The organism is Streptomyces sp. NPDC107575 (assembly GCF_055657265.1).
Map to the genome: position 1 here is coordinate 1,027,168 of NZ_JBVKBG010000003.1, position 17,964 is coordinate 1,045,131.

Below are 17,964 nucleotides of genomic sequence, written 5' to 3' on the forward strand. Positions count from 1 at the left end.
ATGAGCGAGCCAAGGACCGTGCGGAAGGTGACCCTGCGCGGCTGGGGCGGCGTGGCCGCCATGGCGGTGGCCTGCGCCCTGACGGCGGTGTTCGCGCTGCTGCTCCCGCTGACCCAGCAGCACCGCCCCGCCGACAGCGGCACGACGAGCTACGCCTCCGGCGGCGTCGCCGAAGGCACGCAGGCCAGGGCGGAGGCCTGCGACCCCTCGGTGAAGGGCAAGGAGCCGGAGCGCAGCCTCTCCCCCTCGGGCAGCGAGAGCGGCAGCGCGGTGGGCGCCATCAAGGACCGCGGCTATCTCTCGGTGGGCGTCGACCAGAACAGCTACCGCTGGGGTTACCGCGACCCCAACAGCTCGGCGAAGAACAGCGAGTTGGAGGGCTTCGACATCGATCTCGCGCACGAGATCGCGGGCGAGATCCTCGGCGACCGGGACGCGGTCCGCTTCCGCGCCATCCCCACCAACGAACGCATCCCGGCGATCCAGCGCGGCGACGTCGACATGGTGGTCCGCACGATGACCATCAGCTGCGAGCGCCTCAAGGACGTCGCGTTCTCCACCGCGTACTTCCAGACCGGCCAGCAGGTGCTCGCCCCGAAGACCTCGGACATCAAGGGCTACGGGGCCTCGCTCGCCGGCAAGCGGATCTGCACGGCGACCGGATCGACGGCCGCGTCCTCGCTGGACGACGGCAAGAAGAAGCCGGTGGACGAGGGCGGCCTCCCGCAGAGCACCGACATCTCGACGACCGTGCCGAACCAGCTGGACTGCCTGGTGCGGCTGCAGCTCGGCGAGGTCGACGCGGTGGTCACCGACGGCGCGCTCGCGGCGAGCCAGGCCGCGCAGGACCCGACGGTGGAGCTCAAGGGCGAGCCGTACACCAAGGAGTTCTACGGCGTCGCCATGAAGAAGGGCGCGGACGACCTGGTGCGCCGGGTCAACCAGGTACTGGTGGACTACCGCAAGTCGGACGGCTGGCAGAAGTCGTACGACCACTGGCTGAAGCCGGCCCTCGGCTCCTCATCGGGGCCGCCCGCACCCAAGTACAAGTAGCGGCAGGCAGGACGCACGACGCAGCGCGGCAGGGACTTGACGGAGACTCGGGAAAGCGAGAGGTGATCGATGGGCGTCGCGGGACCCGCCGGCCCAGTGATGGACCGGGACGAGGTGGACCGTGCCCTGGCCCGGCTCGGCGCGGAGCACGAAGCGATCGAGACGTCTCTGCTCGCCCTGCAGGACCACGCGGGGCGCAGACTCCTGGAGGGCGCCCGGCTGACCGGGACGACCGAGGAGCGCTGGGCCTCGGCCGAGCAGGAGATCACGCTGCTGTGGGCGTACTTCGACGCGTACGCGGGCGCGCTGCGCACGGCGCGGGAGGTGCGCGCCCGGCGCCGGCTGCCCAGCCGCGGCGACCTGGTGGAGCTGACGGAGCTGCTGCGCGGCGAGTCCGTCACGATCGCGCCGGGCCCGGCGATCGAGGGCGGGGGCGGCACCTCGGCCTCGATCACCGGACCCGCGAAGCTGTCCGAGCAGTTCACGCTCGCGGCGCTCGTCGACCGGATGAACGCGCTGTACGCGTCGTCCCTCGACATGGTGGTGGCCGCCGACGCGGTGTGGTCGGCGCTGCCCGCCCGCATCGACATGCTCGCCGCCGAGCTGACCCGCACCCGGCAGCTCGCGCACTCGGTGGGGGTGCGCCCCGGTGAACATCCGGCGGGCGACGACCTGGAGCGGATCACCGGCTCGCTGACCCTGCTGCGCGAGGAAGTGGTCTCGGACCCGCTCACGTACTGGCGCAGGACGGCGGGGAGTTCGGCGCCCGGCGGCGGCCGCCCCGACACGACGGCGTACGACCGGGAGGCCCGCGCCCTGGAGGACGTGCGCCGGGAGATCGAGGCCGTGCTCGGCGTGCGGCAGGACGCGGAGGCGCGGCTCGGCCGGCTGCGGGACGTGCTGTCGCGCGCGGACCGCACGCTCGCGGAGGCGCGGTCGGCGCGCGGCGAGGTGCTCGCGAAGATAGCCGGTTCCGACGTGCCCGCGGTGTCGGGTCCGCCGACGGTGCTGCAGGAGCAGTTGGCGACGGCGGCCGAGTACCGCAGGCACGGCCAGTGGAACCGGCTCTCGCCGCTCCTGGAGTCGCTTGAATCGAAGGCGGAGGACGAACTGCTGCGCGCCCGCGCCGAGTTGACGGCGGTGACGGCCCCGCTGGCGGTCCGCGCGGAGCTGCGCGGGCGGCTCGACGCGTACAAGGCGAAGGTGGCGCGGCTCGGTTTCGCCGAGGATCCGTTCCTGGTGGAGCGGTACGACGCGGCGCGGCGCATGCTGTGGAGCGCGCCCTGCAATCTGCGGGCCGCGGAGGCGGCGGTGCTGCGGTATCAACGGGCGGCGGCGGACGCGCTGTCCGCGCCCGCCGACAGAACGGCCAGGGGGGAGTCGTGAGCGTGGCGCAACAGAAGTGCAGCAGAGCGGGTTGCACGGGCTCGTACGAGGACATGGGCGGGGAGCTGTACTGCAATACGTGCGGCCTGAAGCCTGAGACGGCTGGCGCCGGTGCTGGTGCCGGTGGCACCTACGGGGGCACCGCCCCCACGCACCGGCCCGCCCCGCGACCGCAGAGCGGCCCCGTGGCCGCCCCCGCGGCGGCGTCCTCCTGCCAGCGGCCCGGCTGTTCCGGTTCCTACGAGGACATGGGCGGCGGCGAGCTGTACTGCGACATGTGCGGGCTCGCCCCTGTGGTGTCGCAGACCGGCATGGTGGCGTCGCCGCCGACCGGGATCGCCGGTGGCGGGCAGCGCGGTTCGCAGAGCTCCGGCTCCAGTTCGCGGGCCTCGGCCAGGACGTCGGCGCGCTCCTCGCAGTCCCGCAGGTCGGTCTCGGGCCGGCTCTCCCGCTCCCTGTCGGGGAGTTCGACCTCGCGCTCGGTGTCGGTGCGCAGCTCGGGGGCGGGCGCGAGCGGTTCGGGCCGGGCGCGGCTCGGCGTCGGTCTGGTCAACGTTCCGGACGTGCCGCGGCCCGATCCGCGCGCGATGGTGCAGGAGCACCCCGAGGTCCCCGAGCGGAAGCGGTTCTGCTCACGCTCCGACTGCGGGGCCCCGGTGGGCCGTTCGCGGGGCGAGCGGCCGGGCCGCACCGAAGGCTTCTGCACCAAGTGCGGCCACCCGTACTCCTTCGTGCCCAAGCTCGACACGGGCGACGTCGTGCACGGCCAGTACGAGGTCGTGGGCTGTCTGGCGCACGGCGGCCTCGGCTGGGTCTATCTCGCGGTCGACCGGGCCGTGTCCGACCGCTGGGTGGTCCTCAAGGGCCTGCTCGACACGGGCGACCAGGACGCGATGGCCGCCGCGATCTCGGAGCGCCGCTTCCTCGCGGAGATCGAGCACTCCAACATCGTCCGCATCTACAACTTCGTCGAGCACCTCGACCAGCGCACCGGCTCCCTGGACGGCTACATCGTCATGGAGTACGTGGGCGGCAAGTCCCTCAAGGAGATCGCCAACGAGCGGCGCACCCCGCAGGGCAGGCGGGACCCGCTGCCGGTGGAGCAGGCGTGCGCGTACGGCATCGAGGCGCTTGAGGCGCTCGGCCATCTGCACAGCCGCAATCTCCTCTACTGCGACTTCAAGGTGGACAACGCGATCCAGACCGAGGACCAGCTCAAGCTCATCGACATGGGCGCGGTCCGCAGGATGGACGACGACGAGAGCGCGATCTACGGGACGGTCGGCTTCCAGGCGCCCGAGGTCGCCGAGCTGGGGCCCTCCGTCGCCTCGGACCTCTACACCGTGGCCCGTACGCTCGCGCTGCTCACCTTCGACTTCCAGGGCTACACGAACGTGTTCGTGGACTCCCTGCCCGACCCCGACAACATCGAGGTGTTCCGCACGTACGAGTCGTTCTACCGGCTCCTCGTGCGCGCCACCGACCCGGATCCGGCCCGCCGCTTCGCCTCCGCGCAGGAGATGGCGGAGCAGCTGACGGGCGTCCTGCGCGAGGTCGTCGCGCTCCAGACGAACCGGCCTCGGCCCGCCCTGTCCACGCTGTTCGGGCCCGAGGTGAAGGTCACGGACACGGAGCTGTTCGGCCTGCTGGAGGGCGAGGTGTCGCCGCTCGGCGCGCGCGAGGCCCCCGTGCGCGCACGCAATGGCCGGGGCTCGCGGAAGGCCGCGGCGGCGCTGCCACCGCCGCCGGTCGCACCCGCCCTGCCGCCGTCGTCCGCCGAACTCGTCAAGCCGCTCCAGACGCAGGGCACCGCGCTCGCGCTGCCGGTGCCGCGCGTCGACCCGGGCGATCCGAACGCCGGATTCCTCGCGGGCCTGATGGCCTCGGCGCCCGCCGAGCTGATCGCGGCCCTGCACGCGGCGCCCGCCGACTCCCTCGAACTGCGGCTGCGCGAGCTGCGGGCCCGCCTCGAAATGGGCGAACTCGACTCGGCGGCCCGGGGCCTGGCCGCTCTGGAGGCCCTCCATCCCGACGACTGGCGGGTGGTCTGGTACCGGGGCGTCGCGGCGCTCGCGACCGGGGACCACACGAACGCGGCGCTGTCCTTCGACGCCATATACGACGCGTTCCCGGGCGAGCCCGCGCCGAAGCTGGCGCTCGGCGTGTGCGCGGAGGTGCTCGGCCAGCTGGACAACGCGGCGGAGTACTACCGCCTGGTGTGGTCGACGGATCCGAGTTACGTCAGCGCGGCGTTCGGCCTCGCGCGCGTGCAGCTCGCGTCCGGTGACCGGGGCGGCGCCGTGCACACCCTGGAGTCGGTGCCCGAGTCGTCGATCCACTACACGGCGGCGCGGGTCGCCGCGGTGCGCTCACGGCTGCGCGGGCGGACGGCCCAGGGGCTGAACGGGGACCCGTTGCTGCACGACCTGACGGCCGCCGCGGGACAGGTCGAGGCGCTCGACGCGTTCGGCCTCGACGCGGTGCGCCGCGAGCAGTTGTCCACCGAGGTGCTCGGCACGGCACTTGACTGGGTACTCTCCGGTAGGCAGGGTTCCGGTCCGCCGCAGGGTCCCGTGCGCACGGTGGTGCTCGGCAGCGATCTGGACGAGCGCGGCCTCCGCCTCGGTCTTGAACGCTCGTACCGGACTCTGGCCAGGCTCGCTCAGCGCGGCGAGGAGAGGATCGAACTGGTGGAGCGGGCCAACCGCTACCGCCCCCGGACGTGGGTGTGAGGATGTCGCAGACGCACAAGGCGGCCGCTATGTCGGTGTGTCCCAGTTGCGAGGAGCCTCTGGAGGAGGCCGATCGCTTCTGCGGGGCATGCGGATACGACCTGTCGTCGGCTCCGCGACCAGGGGCACAGGACGCCGCGGAGGAGCCCGCGTCCGTCGAGTGGCCCGCCGCCCCCGACCTGGACAGTTCGGACCTGCCCGCGCCGGTGCACCTGCCGACCGATCTGCAGGGCACCGACTCGGGCGGCACCGAGATCCCGGCCGCGGTCCGCTTCGACGGCCCGCCGGCCGACGACGGGTTCCGGATCGCCGCCCCCGACCCGCGCACCGCGACGCCCGCGGAACTGGGGGCCGCGACGCCGCCTGCCGGCACCAAGCTGTGCGTGGCGTGCCGCTCGGGGCACGTCGACCCGGACGGCTACTGCGAGAACTGCGGACACGCCCAGCCCCGCGAACGCGACCACATGGAGCAGGAGTTGGGCGCGGTCGCCGCGGTCAGCGACCGGGGTCTGCGCCACCACAGGAACGAGGACTTCTTCGCGATCTCCTCGGCCGCGCTGCCCGACGGCTCGGCCGCGGTCGTCGCCGTGGTCTGCGACGGAGTGTCGTCGGCGACCCGGCCCGACGACGCCTCGCTCGCCGCGTCCCGCGCCGCCACGGAGGCGCTGCACGAGGCGCTGCCGCGCGGCACGCACCCGCAGCAGGCCATGCACGAGTCGATCGTCGCGGCCGCCGAGGCGGTCAACGCCCTGGCGGACGAGCCGGAGACGGCCCGCGAGCACAAGCCGCACCAGAACGCGCCGGCGTGCACGTTCGTCGCCTCGGTCGTCACCAAGGAGCTGCTGATCGTCGGCTGGATCGGCGACTCCCGGGCCTACTGGGTGCCGGACGACCGCGAGGCGCCCGCCGCCCGGCTCACCGAGGACGACTCGTGGGCCGCGCAGATGGTCGCGGCGGGCCTGATGAGCGAGGCGGAGGCGTACGCGGACGAGCGGGCGCACGCGATCACGGGCTGGCTCGGCGCGGACGCGTACGAACTGGAGCCGCACACCGCCTCGTTCAAGCCGGACCGCCCCGGCGTGGTCGTGGTCTGCACGGACGGGCTGTGGAACTACGCGGAGTCGGCCGACGAGATGGCCCGGGTACTGCCCGCGGACGCGGCCCGCAACCCGCTGCACGGCGCCCAGGTCCTGGTCGGCCACGCCCTCGACGGCGGGGGCCACGACAACGTAACAGTGGCGGTGCTGCCGTTCCCTGTGCCGCAGTCGGGGGCAGGATCGGCGTAGCGCGGGAAAGCCGCACAAATGGTCTTGTTCAGGGGGGACATGACACCATGGCAAATTTCTCGAAATCGCAGCGGCCGCAGTTCGCCGTCGAGGTCTACCAGAACGAATTCCTGCCGGAGGGCGGCCGCGACGTCAACGCGATCGTCACGGTGACCTCGACCGGGGGCGGCACCGTGGGCGGCGCGGTCACCGCTCCCCACCTCTACAGCGTGGCGAGCGGGGGCACGGACGCCGCGGTCGCGCTGATGGTGGACTGCTCCGGCTCGATGGACTACCCGCCCACCAAGATGCGCGGCGCGCGCGAGGCCTCGGCCGCCGCGATCGACGCGTTGCGCGACGGCGTGCACTTCGCGGTGATCGCGGGCGCGCACGTGGCCAAGGAGATCTACCCGGGCAACGGACGCCTGGCCGTCGCGGACACGACCACCCGCGGGCAGGCCAAGCAGGCGCTGCGCAAGCTCTCCGCGGGCGGCGGCACCGCGATCGGCACCTGGCTGCAGCTGGCCGACCGCCTCCTCGCCTCGGCGGACGTGTCGATCCGGCACGGCATCCTGCTCACCGACGGCCGCAACGAGCACGAGGCGCCGGAGGATCTGCGGGCCTCTCTGGACGCGTGCGCGGGCCGCTTCACCTGCGACGCCCGCGGCGTCGGCACGGACTGGGAGGTGAAGGAGGTCACGGGCATCGCCTCCGCCCTCCTCGGCACCGCCGACATCGTTGCCGACCCGGCCCATCTCGCCGAGGACTTCACGCAGATGATGGAGACGGCGATGGGCAAGGAGATCGCCGACGTGGCCCTGCGGCTGTGGACCCCGCTCGGCTCCGAGATCAAGTTCGTGAAGCAAGTCGCGCCCACCGTCGAGGAGTTGACGGACCGCCGCACCGAGGCGGGCCCGCGCGCAGGCGACTACCCCACGGGCTCCTGGGGCGACGAGTCGCGCGACTACCACGTGTGCGTGCGGGTGCCTGAAGCGGATCTCGGCCAGGAGATGCTCGCGGCCCGGGTCTCCCTGGTGATCCCGCAGCCGGACGGCTCGGCGCAGACCCTCTCGCAGGGCCTCGTACGTGCGGTGTGGACGGACGACATGGTGGCCTCTACGTCGATCAACCCGCAGGTCGCCCACTACACGGGCCAGGCCGAACTGGCACAAGTCATCCAGCAGGGACTCGACGCACGAAAGTCGGGCGATGCGGACGGGGCGACCGCGAAGCTGGGCCGCGCGGTGCAGCTGGCGGCCCTCTCGGGGAACGCGGATACGGCCAAGCTGCTTTCGAAGGTGGTGGACGTGGTGGACGCCGCGGAAGGTACTGTTCGATTGAAAGCGAAGGTCGCGGAGGCCGACGAGATGACTCTCGAGACCCGGTCGACCAAGACGGTTCGCGTCAAAAAATAACCACCCACGCACTACGGCAAGCCCTGCTTGCACTTGAAGGAGAGGGGGAAGCGCCGACATGCCGACCTGCCCGAACGGACACCAGTCGGGTTCCGAAGACTGGTGCGAGGTCTGCGGTCACCGCATGGCCGGTGCCGTGCCCCCGCCCCCTCCGCCGCCCCCGGCCGCCGGTTACGGCTATCCGCAGCCGGCCGCGCCGCAGGCGCCGCAGGGTGGGGCCGGTACGCCCGAACTGTGCCCGCAGTGCCGCACACCGCGTGAGGGCGGCGCGCCGTTCTGCGAGGAGTGCCGCTGGAACTTCCTCACGAACACGGCGACGTCGTACACGCCCGCGGCCCCGAACCCGCCGCTGCCCACGTCGGGCGGCCAGGGCGGACCGGGTGCGCCCGGCTTCCCGCCGCAGCAGCAGCCCCAGGACCCGCAGGGCCCGAACCCGGCGCTGCACTTCCAGCAGCAGCCTCCGGGCCCCGACTCGTACGAGTACCAGGGCTCGCGGCCCTCGCAGATGAACCGGCCCGCGGAGCCGATCCCGCCGTCCCCGTTCGGGCACGAGCCGAACGGCCAGACGCCGCCTCCGCCGCCGTCCTTCGACGGCCCCGGGTCGCACGAGACCGGTGGCGGGGCCCCGCAGGGCTTCCAGCAGCAGGCTCCGGCCCCCGCTCCGGCGCCGCCCGCGCAGCCGGGCCCGCCGCCCGGTCCGCACGGCCTGCCCGGCCCGCCGCAGGGACCGGCGCAGCCCGTGCAGCCGGGGCCCATGCAGCCCCCGCCGCCCGGCTTCCCGCAGCACCAGGACCCGCAGGGCCCGCCGCCCCCGCCGCCCAACCCGTCGTTCGGCGGTCCGGGCGGTCCCGGTGGGACCAACGGGGACGACTGGATGATCCCGCCGCCGTCCGACCCGTCTTCGGCGCCCGCGGGGCCCTCGACGACCCCGCCGCCGTTCCAGCAGCAGCCGCCGCAGCCGCAGGGCCCGATGACGTGGTCGGCGACGATCGGTCCTGACCGCGACTACTTCATGGCGATGATGCAGCGCAGCGGCCCCGAGGCCTCGGGCCTGAACCTGCCCGCGTACTCGCCGGAGCAGCAGCGCCGGCTCACGGGGAACCAGCTGTCGATCGGCCGGCGCCGGCACTCCACCGGGGAGTCCCCCGACATCGACCTGTCGGTGCCGCCGGAGGACCCGGGCGTCTCGCACCAGCACGCGGTGCTCGTGCAGCAGCCGGACGGCACGTGGGCGGTCGTCGACCAGAACTCGACGAACGGCACGACGGTCAACGGCGGCGACGAGCCGATCCAGCCGTTCGTCCCCGTCCCGCTGCAGGACGGTGACCGGGTGCACGTCGGAGCGTGGACGACGATCACGATCCGGCGCGGCTGAACCCACGGAGTCGTGGCGGAGTTGCCGGGTGCCCTACGGGGTGCCCGGCAACTGCCATGTGTGGGGTCCTTCCGGATCGTCGAGCCACGCCCACTGGCGGCCGTCGTCCCGCACGGTCACCCCGAACCGCTCGCGCTCGGGCCTGCCCTCCCGCTCCCACAGCGCGAGCACGTCGCGCGGGTCGATGCGGCCCGACGCGAGCGCGAGCAGGAACCGGAACGACTCGTCGCGCAGCACGGGGTGCGGCAGTCCCCCGCCCCGCGGCTCGGGCGCCCGGCCCGCGCCGCCGCGCAGCGCCATGAAGTACGCGGGCGTGTGCAGGAACCGCCCCTGCGCGGATCGCCCCGCCCCGTCCCGTACGTCGAGGGCCACGAGCCCGGTCGACACGGGCGCGAGGATCCGCGCGCCGGGCCTGCACTGCCCGAGCCACTCCACCGGCACGGAGGGCAGCGCGCACGTCGCCATGATCCGGTCGTACGGCGCCCGCTCCGGGCAGCCCCGCGCCCCGTCACCGGTGACGACGGCCGTCCGGTACCCGGCGGCGGCGAGATGGGCCCTGGCGGACTCCGTAATCTCCGGATCGAGATCGACGGACGTGACGTTCCCCGCACCGACCCGGTGCGCGAGCAGCGCCGCGTTGTACCCGGTCCCCGCCCCGATCTCCAGGACCCGGTCCCCGTCCCGCACCCGCAGCTCCGCGAGCATCCGCGCCATCAGGGACGGCTGGCTGCTCGACGACACCAGCTCCCCGTCCCGCAGCCGGGTGGCCAGCGGCTCGTCGGCGTAGGCCCCGCGCAGCCACCGCTCGCGCCGCTCCGGATCGGGATGCTCCCCCCACAACCGCTCGTACCCTCCGGTCACACCCACGAAGTAGTACGGCACGAACAGGTGGCGCGGCACCTCCTCGAACGCCTCCCGCCACACCGGGTCCGCGTCCCAGGCGCCACTGTGATCGATCTCGCGCACGAGCGCGGCCCGCGCCCGTACGGCGAGCTGCTCGAGGTCCCGGGTGTGCTCTGCGCCCATATGTCCACTGTCCTGCGCCGCAACGGAATCGGCGAGCCCTGTTCCGGTGCGGGAGGGGGCCTAGGACCCGGGTCCTGGTCCGGTGCGTCTGAGAGCATGGAGGGGTGACTGAGATCCCGCGCGACACACTCCAGGAGCAGACGTTCTACGAGCAGGTGGGTGGCGAGGAGACGTTCCGCCGCCTCGTGCACCGCTTCTACGAGGGCGTCGCACAGGACGAACTGCTGCGTCCCATGTACCCGGAGGAGGACCTGGGCCCGGCCGAGGAACGCCTCGCCCTCTTCCTGATGCAGTACTGGGGCGGCCCCCGCACCTACAGCGACAACCGCGGCCACCCGCGCCTGCGCATGCGCCACGCCCCCTTCCAGGTCGACCGCGCGGCCCACGACGCGTGGCTGAAGCACATGCGGGTGGCGGTGGAGGACCTGAACCTCTCCGAGGAACACGAGCGCACGCTGTGGAACTACCTGACATACGCGGCGGCGTCGATGGTGAACACGGCGGGCTGACACCGCCTTCAAGCCGCCGGTGCGGCGGGTGAGCATTTCAAGCCCCTGCGGCGATTGAGCAGCGGGGTCCGGGGCAGAGCCCCGATCTTTCAAGCCCCGCCGGCGATTGAGGCGCGGGGCCCGGGGCAGAGCCCCGCGACCGCAACGCCGTCCCGGCCCCCCGCTCACGCGGGGCTGAGGGAAATCCCACCCAACGTGGCCGACGCCCGCCGAACCGCCACGGACCCGTACGCGGTACGCAACCGCACCCACGCCCCCGCCGCCAACAGGTCGACCTCATCCCCCCGCAGGAACCCAAGAGACGCCGCCGCATGCACGATCCGCACCGGCGCCCCCGTGCCCCCGATCTCCCGCGACCAGACCTCCCCGCCAATGCGGTCGAGCTCACCACGCGTACGCTCCTGCGGCGCCAACTCCTCGACCCGCGCCCGGAACTCGGCCACCGCCGCCTTCACCAGCGCGCGCAACGCATCCGCATCCGGAAACCCGTCCACCCGCTCCCACCCACCGACCGGCGGCAGCACACCCGCCCAGGGCGGCCCGGTGACAGCGGCAGGCACCGTGGCCGTGGCCGTCCCCTCGTCGAGCGAGTCGAGCAACTCCCCCGCCGACACGGTCACATCGAGCGCGTCCTCGATCCCGTTCTCGTACGGCTTCAGCAGCCGCGCCGTACGCACGGCCAGCACCTCGAACGAAGGCGGCCGCCCGAACACCGCGAGCGCCTGCCCACCGGCCTGCGCCCGCAGCCGCACGGCGGCCGCCTTGTCGTAGTGCAGCAGCCGGCCGAGGAAGGCGGCGAGGTCCGCCGCCTCCCCCCGGTCGGCCAGGAACAGCTCGGGCGCGCTCATGCGACGAGCGCCTCCGCACGGTCCGCGTCGTCCCGGTACTCGCCGAGGAACTCCCGCTCCTCGGCGGTGATCCGGCGCGGCCGCTGCGCCTCGAAGTCGAACGGCACGACGACCGTCGAGGCACGCACGTACACGACGTCCTCGTCCTTGACCTCGTACGAGAGCGTGAACGAGGCGGCCTTTATCTCACTCACCCACAGCTCGATGTCGACCGGCCGATGCCGGTGCACCAACTGCCGCTTGTAGTCGATCTCATGGCGCGCCACGACCGACCCCTGCTGGAAGTCCTTGTCGGGCCGGAACAGGAAGTCGATACGGGCCTCCTCCAAGTACCGAAGGAAAACCACGTTGTTGACATGCCCGTAGGCATCCATGTCGGCCCAACGCAGGGGGCAGGCGTATACGTGGCGAGCCATCAGCCGCGGGTCAGCTTCTTGTACGTGGCGCGGTGCGGACGCGCGGCGTCCGGGCCGAGCCGCTCGATCTTGTTCTTCTCGTAGGACTCGAAGTTGCCCTCGAACCAGAACCACTTGGAGTCACCCTCGTACGCGAGGATGTGCGTGGCGACCCGGTCGAGGAACCACCGGTCGTGAGAGACGACGACGGCACAGCCGGGGAACTCAAGCAGCGCGTTCTCGAGGCTCGACAGGGTCTCGACGTCGAGGTCGTTGGTCGGCTCGTCAAGAAGCAGCAGGTTGCCGCCCTGCTTGAGGGTGAGCGCGAGGTTCAGGCGGTTGCGCTCACCGCCGGAGAGCACGCCGGCCGGCTTCTGCTGGTCGGGCCCCTTGAACCCGAAGGCCGAGACGTACGCCCGGCTCGGCATCTCGACCTGCCCGACATTGATGTAGTCGAGCTCATCGCTCACGACGGCCCAAAGCGTCTTCTTCGGGTCGATGTTGGCGCGGTTCTGGTCGACGTACGAGATCTTGACCGTGTCGCCGACCTTGATGGAACCGGTGTCCGGCGTCTCGAAGCCCTGCAGCATCTTGAACAGGGTGGTCTTACCGGCACCGTTCGGGCCGATGACACCGACGATGCCGTTGCGCGGCAGCGTGAAGCTCAGGTCGTCGATGAGGACCTTGTCGCCGAAGGCCTTGCCGAGGTTCTCGACCTCGACAACGACATTGCCCAGACGCGGGCCCGGCGGGATCTGGATCTCCTCGAAGTCCAGCTTCCGCATCTTGTCGGCCTCGGCGGCCATCTCCTCGTAACGAGCAAGACGCGACTTGGACTTGGTCTGCCGCCCCTTGGCGTTGGACCGCACCCACTCGAGCTCTTCCTTGAGCCGCTTCTGCCGCTTCTCGTCCTTCTTGCCCTCGACCTTGAGGCGCTCGGACTTCTTCTGCAGGTACGTCGAGTAGTTGCCCTCGTAAGGAATGGCCCGCCCGCGGTCGAGCTCGAGGATCCACTCGGCGACGTTGTCGAGGAAGTACCGGTCGTGAGTAATGGCCACGACGGTGCCCTTGTACTGGGCGAGGTGCTGCTCCAGCCAGTTCACGGACTCGGCGTCGAGGTGGTTGGTGGGCTCGTCGAGGAGCAGCAGGTCGGGCGCCTCGATGAGCAGCTTGCAGAGCGCGACGCGGCGCTTCTCACCACCGGAGAGGTTGGTGACGGGCCAGTCGCCGGGCGGGCAGCCCAGGGCGTCCATGGCCTGCTCCAGCTGACCGTCGAGGTCCCACGCGTCGGCGTGGTCGAGGTCCTCCTGGAGCTTGCCCATCTCCTCCATGAGCTCGTCGCTGTAGTCGGTCGCCATGAGCTCGGCGACCTCGTTGAAGCGCTTGAGCTTGCCCATGATCTCGGCGGCGCCGTCCTGCACGTTCTCCAGAACGGTCTTGGACTCGTCGAGCTTCGGCTCCTGCATGAGGATGCCGACGCTGTAACCGGGAGAGATGAACGCGTCACCGTTCGAGGGCTGCTCGATCCCGGCCATGATCTTCAGCACGGTCGACTTACCGGCACCGTTCGGACCGACAACGCCGATCTTCGCCCCGGGGTACATGCTCAGGGTGACGTCGTCGAGGATCACCTTGTCGCCGTGCGCCTTGCGCGCCTTGCGCATGGTGTAGATGAACTCAGCCAAGAGAAACCGTCCGGCAGTCGAAGTGTGTATCGCAGTAAGGGGCCCGCGTGCTGCGGCTCCACCGCGTGAGGGCAGATACACCCCATCTTGCCGTACAGCCACCGCTGGGCGGAAACCCGTATCGCCCCGGACCCCTGAACTGGGGGTTCTCACCGTGACCTGGTAGCCCTGTGGTCACTGTGCGTCGTGCTCGGCGTGCAGGTCTTGTGGGGGTCGGTGCATCGCGGGACGGGGGCGATCAAGGGGTGGGTACGCTCGCCGCGTGCCGATTCCGAGCGAGTTGTCCACGGAAGTGAACCCGCAGGACCCACGCCCGCACTTCGCTCTGCTCGGGCCGCCCCAGGCCTGGCGCGGCGGTGGCGCGCTTGAGCTCGGGCCGGTGCGGGAGCAGGCGCTCCTGGTGGCGCTGCTGTTGCGGCCCGGGAGGACGGTCGGCCGGCAGCAACTGCTCGACGGGGTGTGGGGGACGGAGCCGCCGGGGACGGGGACCAGGGTGATCCCCGTGTACGTGCACCGGTTACGCCGCCGCCTGGATCTCCCGGGGCAGACACGTTCCGTGATCGAGACGGTGCGCGGCGGGTACCGCTTCGTACCCGGCAGCGCGTCCGTGGACGTGGCCCGGTGGGAGGCGGGCGCCGCCGAGGCGCACGCGGCGAGGAATTCCGGGGATCTCGGCGCCGCGGTGGACGCGTGGTCACGCGCGTTGGAACTGTTCCGCGGCGAGCCCCTGGCCGAGCTGCCCGGGCCCTTCGCGGAGGGCGAGCGGCTGCGGCTCACGGAGCAGCGGCTCCTGGCGGCGCAGGAGAAGGCCGACTGCCTGCTGCGTTCCGGTCGGCACGCCGAGGCCCTGGCCGAACTGTTCTCCCTGACCACGGCCCACCCGTACAACGAGGCCCTGGCCACCCTGCTCATGCGCGCCCTGCACGCCGCGAACCGGCAGGCCGACGCGCTGGACGTGTACGCGACCGTGCGGCGCCGCCTGGTCGACGGGCAAGGCGTGGAGCCCGGCGCCGAGCTGCGCCGGGTGCACGCGGCGGTGCTCCGCGGCGACGACCCGTCCCCGCTCGACGACGCCGCGTCGCGACGGCCGACCGTGCCCCGGCCGCGTACCGACGACTCGCCCCGCAAGCACCGCGCACGCTACGAACTGCCCGTCGACACCAGCAACTTCACCGGCCGGGAGCGGCAGCACCAGCTGCTCGTCGCGCCCGCCGACGACCGGGAGGTCACCGTCCGGGCGGTCGACGGCATGGCAGGCGTCGGGAAGACCGCCCTGGTCGTGCGCGCGGCGCGGGCCCTGCGCGGCCGGTACCCCGACGGCTGCCTGTTCGTGGAGCTGCACGGGCACCGCGAGGACCGCGAGACGGCGGGGCGGCAGCGCGTACTGCGCCGATTATTGCGGGCGGTGGGCGCCGGCGAGGGGCAGGACTCCGAGGACCTGGACGAGCTCGCCGCGTCATGGCGGGCGGCCACCGCGTCCCTCCGCCTGCTCCTCGTACTCGACGACGCCGCCCGCGCCGAACAGGTGCGCCCCCTGCTGCCCGCCGGGCCCGGCTCCCTGGTGATGGTGACGAGCCGCCGGCGCCTGACGGGCCTCGACGTCGACCGCAGGGTCTCGCTGTCCCCGCTCGGCATCGACGAGGCGACGGAGCTGCTGACCCGGATGGTCGGCAGTGAGAGTGAGGAGGAGGGGGCGGCCGAGGACGAAGCGGCCACGGAGGCCGGAGCACCGGCCGACCGTGACCGGGCCGCCGCGCGCGAGTTGAGCGCCGTACGCGAGCTGGCCACCCTGTGCGGGCGGCTTCCCCTGGCGTTGCGGATCGTCGGCGCGCGGATCCAGGACCGTCCGCCCTGGGCGGTGGAGGCCCTGGCGGCCCGGCTGACCGACGACGAACGCCGCCTCGACGAACTCGCCGTGGAGGACCGCAGCGTAGAAGCCGCGTTCGGCGTCTCCTACGCCCAGCTCCCGACCGCCGAGCAGCGCGCCTTCCGCGTCCTGGGCCTGTCGCCCACCGTGCGTCTCGACCGGCTGACGTTGGCCGCCCTTCTCGACCGGCCGCCCGCCGACGCCGAGCGCGCCCTGGAGAACCTGGCCGAGGCGAGCCTGGCGCAACGGGTGACCGTCGACCGCTATCGCCTGCACGACCTGGTGGCCGTCTACGCCCGCCGCGTCGCCACCACGTCCCCCGACGAGGCCTCGGCGGCACGGGAACGCGTGTTCCGGCTGTACGTCGCCGCCACCCGCTGCGCCAGCGACTGGGGAACCTCGTCCACCCCGACCGGGCCGCAGGGCACCGGCCCCTTCACGGGCTGGGAGGAGGCCACGGCCTGGCTGGACGAGGCGGGCGGCGAACTGGTCGACGTGGTCGGCCAGGCGGTCGCCGTCGGCCGGATCGACGAGGCCTGCTGGATCGCCGAGGGCCTGGTCGACTACCTCACCAGACAGGGCCGTTTCCACGAGTGCCGCACCGCGCTGGAGATGCTGCTCCCGCTGCTCGAACAGGCCACCGACCGCCGGATGGACTCCGCCCTGCGCATCGGCTTCGGCATCCTGTACGGGGTTCAGGGCCGATACCGCGAGGCCCGCGCCTGGTTCGCCGAGGCGCTGGACATCAGCCGCCGCGCCGACGACCACCATGAGCAGGCCCGCGCCTCGGCCGGTCTCGGCACCTTCGCCAATCTGGAGGGCCGGATCGCCGAGTCCATGGAGCACTTCGCCGAAGTGCTGCGCCTGGCGGGCGGGTTGACGCACGACGACTGGCTCACCGGCTCGATCATGACGCGGGCCGGCGACATGCACCATCAGCTCGGCGAGCACGACAAGGCGTACGACCGCTATCTGAAGGCGATCGCCCTGGCCGAGAAGGCGGGCAGCCCCCGGCTCCTCGGCAAGACCCTGCTCCGCCTCGGCGGGCTCCAACTCGACCTGGGGCGGCCCACCGAGGCCGTCGGCACGCTCGGGAAGGCCGAGAGCCTGGCCCGCCGTCTCGGCGACGTCCCGCTGTACGCCGCCGCCCTCGACCGGTTGTCCACCGCGGAGGCCGACCTGGGCAATCCGGAGGCGTCCGCGGATCTGCGGCGCCGGGCCCGCACGGTCCTGGACGAGGCGACCGACACCGCCCCGGAGATCGCGCTGCGGCACCGGCTGCTCTGGCACGAAGCCGTGGCCGAGGACCTGTCCGGTTCCCGTGACTTCTTCGAACGCGGCACCGCCCTCCCCGTCGCCGACGCCAACCGCGCTCGCATCTCCCGCGTCCTCGGCGACCTCGACGGTCGAAGACAGGCCCAGGACGGGGATGGTCCGGCCGGCCAGTAACCGGCCGGACCACTCCCCCGATCCTTCAGGTGGTCCTACGGCCCTACGGCTCTACGGCCCTACACGGGGTCCCCGTTCGGGTTGAGCCACTGAACGCCGTTCTGCCCGCCCTGGTCGAGGCTCTTGGGAATCGCGACCTCCGGGTACAGCGGGTGCAGGTCGAAGTACCTGGGCGCGTTGGCCAGGGACCTCAGGTCGCACACCGGGTCGCCGACGATGCAGAACCGCTTGACCGGGATCCCGTCGAAGTCCGTCGGCCCCGCGCCGGGCGCGGAGGCCACGCCGGGGATGCCGAGCCCCTTGGGGACACGGGCCCCGAAACCGGTGTCCGGCTGCATCGGATCGGCGTAGAGCATGCCGTCCACCTGCGACTTCGGAATGCCGGTGTCGCCCTTCGCGATCTGCTGGAGCACCACGTCCGCCGCCTGGGCGCCCTGGGAGTAGCCGGTGATCGTGAGCCGGGCGTCGGGGTGCGCGTTGTGCGTGTCCTGTGCCGCCTTCAGCCCCCGCTCGATGCCCAGCCGCACGCTGGCGTCGTAGGTGGGCGCGGTGAGGGCGTCGGGGTTGACCTGCGCGGGCGGCTCCACGAGTCCGCCGTTGGGGCCGATGATCGGGCCCGCGGTCGCCGGGTAGCAGACCTTGATCGCGGAGGCGCCGAGGCCGAGCCGGTCGTTCGCGGTGTTGTACGAGGAGTTGGTGTTGGGGCAACCGCCCTCGTTCGTCGTCCGGCCGGTGCCGCCGATCTCGATGTAGTAGTGCTCCGCGCCGTCCGCGTGCGCGGCCGGCGCGAACGCGACCGCGCTGCCTGCGGTCAGCACCGCCGCCACGGCAACGGCGCGAACCGCCCCCGCCGCCCTGCTCTTCCTCGACATGCGCGCTGTCGACATGTGCGATCCCCCTCGGGTTGTGGACGTACCGGTCAACCAACGCACTCGACGCTAGGGACCGGTGATCACATC

The 17,964-nt window shown here is 72.4% G+C and carries 14 protein-coding genes; 8 read left to right on the plus strand and 6 right to left on the minus strand.

Annotation, left to right across the window (positions count from 1 at the left end):
• The gene (locus ACZ7L4_RS17880) at window positions 1-1,053 is read left to right on the plus strand and encodes a glutamate ABC transporter substrate-binding protein (RefSeq protein WP_472103505.1); all 1,053 of its coding nucleotides are present in this window, start codon (window positions 1-3) and stop codon (window positions 1,051-1,053) included.
• Window positions 1,054-1,122: 69 nt separating this feature from the next.
• Window positions 1,123-2,439, plus strand: coding sequence for a coiled-coil domain-containing protein (locus tag ACZ7L4_RS17885; protein WP_472103506.1), 1,317 nt, complete (start codon window positions 1,123-1,125; stop codon window positions 2,437-2,439).
• Window positions 2,440-2,677: 238 nt separating this feature from the next.
• On the opposite strand, the gene ACZ7L4_RS17890 is transcribed toward ACZ7L4_RS17885, so the two are convergent.
• The gene (locus ACZ7L4_RS17890; RefSeq protein WP_472103508.1) at window positions 2,678-2,992 is read right to left on the minus strand and encodes a hypothetical protein; all 315 of its coding nucleotides are present in this window, start codon (window positions 2,990-2,992) and stop codon (window positions 2,678-2,680) included.
• A 10-nt stretch (window positions 2,993-3,002) separates the two neighbouring features.
• Here ACZ7L4_RS17890 and ACZ7L4_RS17895 point away from each other — a divergent pair, with 10 nt between their 5' ends.
• Genes ACZ7L4_RS17895 through ACZ7L4_RS17910 form a run of 4 tightly spaced genes read left to right on the plus strand, consistent with a single transcriptional unit; the run spans window position 3,003 to window position 9,226 of the window.
• Window positions 3,003-5,171: a serine/threonine-protein kinase gene (locus ACZ7L4_RS17895; RefSeq protein ID WP_472103510.1), complete on the plus strand. Its 2,169-nt coding sequence runs from the start codon at window positions 3,003-3,005 to the stop codon at window positions 5,169-5,171.
• Between the two features lie 2 nt (window positions 5,172-5,173).
• Entirely contained in the window at window positions 5,174-6,457 is a 1,284-nt protein-coding gene (locus ACZ7L4_RS17900) for a PP2C family protein-serine/threonine phosphatase (RefSeq protein WP_472103512.1), read from the plus strand.
• A gap of 47 nt (window positions 6,458-6,504) precedes the next feature.
• Window positions 6,505-7,851 carry a vWA domain-containing protein gene (locus ACZ7L4_RS17905; RefSeq protein ID WP_472103514.1) on the plus strand — a complete coding sequence of 449 codons (1,347 nt, stop codon included), beginning with the start codon at window positions 6,505-6,507 and terminating at the stop codon, window positions 7,849-7,851.
• A 58-nt stretch (window positions 7,852-7,909) separates the two neighbouring features.
• On the plus strand, window positions 7,910-9,226 hold the full coding sequence (locus ACZ7L4_RS17910; protein WP_472103516.1) for an FHA domain-containing protein: 1,317 nt from the start codon (window positions 7,910-7,912) through the stop codon (window positions 9,224-9,226).
• Window positions 9,227-9,259: 33 nt separating this feature from the next.
• On the opposite strand, the gene ACZ7L4_RS17915 is transcribed toward ACZ7L4_RS17910, so the two are convergent.
• Window positions 9,260-10,252: a methyltransferase domain-containing protein gene (locus ACZ7L4_RS17915; RefSeq protein WP_472103518.1), complete on the minus strand. Its 993-nt coding sequence runs from the start codon at window positions 10,250-10,252 to the stop codon at window positions 9,260-9,262.
• Window positions 10,253-10,356: 104 nt separating this feature from the next.
• Between ACZ7L4_RS17915 and ACZ7L4_RS17920 the strand changes: the two genes are divergently transcribed.
• Window positions 10,357-10,761 (plus strand): globin, encoded by a 405-nt coding sequence (locus ACZ7L4_RS17920; RefSeq protein WP_385769381.1) that lies wholly within the window; start codon window positions 10,357-10,359, stop codon window positions 10,759-10,761.
• Between the two features lie 164 nt (window positions 10,762-10,925).
• On the opposite strand, the gene ACZ7L4_RS17925 is transcribed toward ACZ7L4_RS17920, so the two are convergent.
• Genes ACZ7L4_RS17925 through ettA form a run of 3 tightly spaced genes read right to left on the minus strand, consistent with a single transcriptional unit; the run spans window position 10,926 to window position 13,689 of the window.
• Window positions 10,926-11,609, minus strand: coding sequence for a DUF8010 domain-containing protein (locus ACZ7L4_RS17925; protein ID WP_472103520.1), 684 nt, complete (start codon window positions 11,607-11,609; stop codon window positions 10,926-10,928).
• Window positions 11,606-12,025 (minus strand): acyl-CoA thioesterase, encoded by a 420-nt coding sequence (locus tag ACZ7L4_RS17930; protein WP_399230890.1) that lies wholly within the window; start codon window positions 12,023-12,025, stop codon window positions 11,606-11,608. Before ACZ7L4_RS17930 ends, ACZ7L4_RS17925 begins: the two co-directional genes overlap by 4 nt.
• Window positions 12,025-13,689 carry an energy-dependent translational throttle protein EttA gene (gene ettA, locus ACZ7L4_RS17935; RefSeq protein ID WP_472103521.1) on the minus strand — a complete coding sequence of 555 codons (1,665 nt, stop codon included), beginning with the start codon at window positions 13,687-13,689 and terminating at the stop codon, window positions 12,025-12,027. The genes ACZ7L4_RS17930 and ettA overlap by 1 nt, the downstream gene beginning before the upstream one ends.
• Before the next feature lie 262 nt (window positions 13,690-13,951).
• On the opposite strand from ettA, the gene ACZ7L4_RS17940 reads away from it, so the two are divergent.
• A complete protein-coding gene (locus ACZ7L4_RS17940) occupies window positions 13,952-17,005 on the plus strand; it encodes an AfsR/SARP family transcriptional regulator (RefSeq protein WP_472103523.1) in 3,054 nt (1,017 codons plus the stop codon).
• Between the two features lie 59 nt (window positions 17,006-17,064).
• On the opposite strand, the gene ACZ7L4_RS17945 is transcribed toward ACZ7L4_RS17940, so the two are convergent.
• Window positions 17,065-17,892, minus strand: coding sequence for a cutinase family protein (locus tag ACZ7L4_RS17945; protein ID WP_472103525.1), 828 nt, complete (start codon window positions 17,890-17,892; stop codon window positions 17,065-17,067).
• Between the last annotated feature and the right edge of the window lie 72 nt (window positions 17,893-17,964).

What these genes read in the sequence shown, in the direction of transcription:
- ACZ7L4_RS17945 (WP_472103525.1), bottom strand. Translation starts at nt 17,892, where the DNA reads ATGTCGACAGCGCGCATGTCGAGGAAGAGCAGGGCGGCGGGGGCGGTT.
- ACZ7L4_RS17930 (WP_399230890.1), bottom strand. Translation starts at nt 12,025, where the DNA reads ATGGCTCGCCACGTATACGCCTGCCCCCTGCGTTGGGCCGACATGGAT.
- ACZ7L4_RS17910 (WP_472103516.1), top strand. Translation starts at nt 7,910, where the DNA reads ATGCCGACCTGCCCGAACGGACACCAGTCGGGTTCCGAAGACTGGTGC.
- ACZ7L4_RS17905 (WP_472103514.1), top strand. Translation starts at nt 6,505, where the DNA reads ATGGCAAATTTCTCGAAATCGCAGCGGCCGCAGTTCGCCGTCGAGGTC.
- ACZ7L4_RS17915 (WP_472103518.1), bottom strand. Translation starts at nt 10,252, where the DNA reads ATGGGCGCAGAGCACACCCGGGACCTCGAGCAGCTCGCCGTACGGGCG.
- ACZ7L4_RS17900 (WP_472103512.1), top strand. Translation starts at nt 5,174, where the DNA reads ATGTCGCAGACGCACAAGGCGGCCGCTATGTCGGTGTGTCCCAGTTGC.
- ACZ7L4_RS17925 (WP_472103520.1), bottom strand. Translation starts at nt 11,609, where the DNA reads ATGAGCGCGCCCGAGCTGTTCCTGGCCGACCGGGGGGAGGCGGCGGAC.
- ACZ7L4_RS17880 (WP_472103505.1), top strand. Translation starts at nt 1, where the DNA reads ATGAGCGAGCCAAGGACCGTGCGGAAGGTGACCCTGCGCGGCTGGGGC.
- ACZ7L4_RS17885 (WP_472103506.1), top strand. Translation starts at nt 1,123, where the DNA reads ATGGGCGTCGCGGGACCCGCCGGCCCAGTGATGGACCGGGACGAGGTG.